Annotated in this window: 3 protein-coding genes; all 3 read left to right on the plus strand. The window is 43.6% G+C overall.

What is annotated here, in order from left to right:
• Positions 1-982 (plus strand): methyltransferase (locus F6K37_RS38855; protein WP_287256543.1); only part of this gene is annotated, 982 nt, incomplete at its 5' end.
• Between the two features lie 312 nt (positions 983-1,294).
• Positions 1,295-1,921, plus strand: a complete 627-nt coding sequence (locus tag F6K37_RS38860; protein ID WP_008185403.1) for an FMN-dependent NADH-azoreductase — start codon at positions 1,295-1,297, stop codon at positions 1,919-1,921.
• A 57-nt stretch (positions 1,922-1,978) separates the two neighbouring features.
• On the plus strand, positions 1,979-2,270 hold a 292-nt coding region (locus F6K37_RS38865), incomplete at its 3' end, for a carboxymuconolactone decarboxylase family protein (protein ID WP_287256545.1).

Genomic DNA, 2,270 nt, shown 5'->3' on the forward strand with positions numbered 1-2,270 from the left:
TTCAGTAAACACTCCCAGTTCGACTGCATCTAAGACATTCTTAAGTGCAGTCGAACTGGGAGTGTTTACTGAACTGGCTCAGAGTTCTATGACTGCTGCTGAATTGACTGAAAAACTAGCACTTCATCCCCGTAGTGCGCGAGATTTTTTGGATGCACTAGTTGCTTTAAACGTTTTAGAGCGTTGTAATGACCGTTACAGTAACACGCCTGAAAGTGATTTGTTTCTTGACCGCTCCAAGCCTTCCTATATCGGTGGTTGCCTAGAGATGTGCAACAGCCGTCTCTATGGATTTTGGGGTTCATTAACAGAAGGGTTACGAACCGGTCAACCCCAGAATGAAGCCAAAAATGGAGAAGACTTCTTCGGCACCCTTTACGGGGACCCCGCCCGCCTAAAAATCTTTCTGGAAGCGATGTCTGGGATCAGTATGGGAGTAGCTAAGGCGATCGCTGAGAAATTTCCATGGGAGAAGTTTCAGACCTTTATCGATATCGGTACGGCTCAAGGGCAGTTACCAGTAACAGTTGCCCTAAGTCACGACCATTTACATGGAGGTGGGTTCGACTTGCCAGTGGTTCGCCCAATTTACGAGGAATATGTTGCTTCCAGAGGACTTAGCCAGCGATTAGACTTCCATGGTGGTGACTTTTTCCAGGATATGCTGCCTAGTGCTGATGTTTTGGTAATGGGACACATCCTGCATGACTGGAATCTAGAACAAAAGCACCTGTTAATTGCCAAAGCCTACGAAGCACTCCCGACCGGTGGTGCATTGATTGTCTACGACGCACTAATCGACGATCAGCGCTGCCAGAACAGGTTTGGGTTACTGATGAGCCTAAATATGCTGATCGAAACCTTTGGGGGTTTCGACTATACAGGAGCAGACTGCTGTGCTTGGATGGACAAAGTAGGATTCAAAGATACTTACACTAAACCTCTTGTAGGAGCTTACTCAATGGCAGTAGGCATCAAATAATCCCAATTACAGGTGACGCGGTGACGCGGTTACAGGTTAGGAGGTTAGCAGGTTGAAGGTTAGCAGGTTGAAGGTTACAGGTTAGAGTTTACAGGTTACAGCTTACTAGGTTACTAGGTTACCAGGTTACAGGTTATATTCTGAACCTTAAAGCAAACCACCTTAACCCTTAAACCAAACCACCTTCAACCAAACCACCTTGGCCTATTGGCCACGCTTCGCGAACAACCTTGGCCTTTCGGCCACGCTTCGCGAACAACTAAACCACCTTGGCCTATTGGCCACGCTTCGCGAACAACCTTCAACTTAATTATGACCCATATTCTTCACATTGATGCTAGTCCCCGTGGCGATCGCTCTATTTCTCGGCAATTGTCTAATCGGTTTATTCAAACTTGGAAGTCTTTCTATCCAGACGACACTGTAACCTATCGAGATTTAGGTCATAATCCTGTCCCCCATGTGGATGAAAAGTGGATTGCTGCAGCATTTTGTCCTCCCGAAAAACGCAATCCTGAATTGGTAGACGCAATTAAAGTATCAGATACTTTGGTGGATGAATTTATAGCAGCCGATCGCTATGTTTTTGGCATTCCCATGTACAACTTCAATGTTCCATCTACCTTCAAAGCTTATATCGATCAAATTGTCCGATTTAATCGCACCTTTACCTTTGACGAAGCTGGTCAATATCGGGGTTTAGTTCCTAAGGGAAAGAAAATGCTAATTTTTACAGCTCGTGGTGGTAGTTTCTCTCCAGGAAACCCTAGTGCTGATTACGATTATCAGGAACCTTTTTTAAGGGCTATCTTTGGAGTTATTGGCATTACAGATATCACCTTTATTCATGCCGAGAAACTAGATTTAGGGGAAGAAGCCCGTCAGGAATCTTTGGCCAATGCCCGTGCTGAGCTTGATCAAGCAGTAGGAATGTGGTAATCACGTAAAACGTCAAAAGTTAAATTTGTAATTTTACCAACCAATTGAGGTATTTAAATGGAAGCAAGATTGGAATTAAAAAAAGTTGAACCAGCAGCTTATTTAGCCATGAATTCCTTGGAAAATTATGTGAATAAAAGTGGGTTAGACAAAACACTGATAAAGTTAATTAAAATTCGTGCTTCTCAACTGAATAAATGTGCGTTTTGTATCGATATGCATACAAAAGAAGCCAGAAGTAATGGAGAAACAGAACAACGAATTTATGTTCTAAATGCTTGGCGAGAAACGCCGTTTTTTAGTCCGGAAGATCGAGCTGTATTAGAGCTAACTGAAGCAGTGACTCTGA

This window comes from Moorena sp. SIO4E2 (genome assembly GCF_010671945.1).
Taxonomy (GTDB): Bacteria; Cyanobacteriota; Cyanobacteriia; order Cyanobacteriales; family Coleofasciculaceae; genus Moorena; species Moorena producens.

Bases quoted from the DNA above. Each gene is read 5' to 3' on its own strand.
- F6K37_RS38860 (WP_008185403.1), top strand. From the start codon at position 1,295: ATGACCCATATTCTTCACATTGATGCTAGTCCCCGTGGCGATCGCTCT.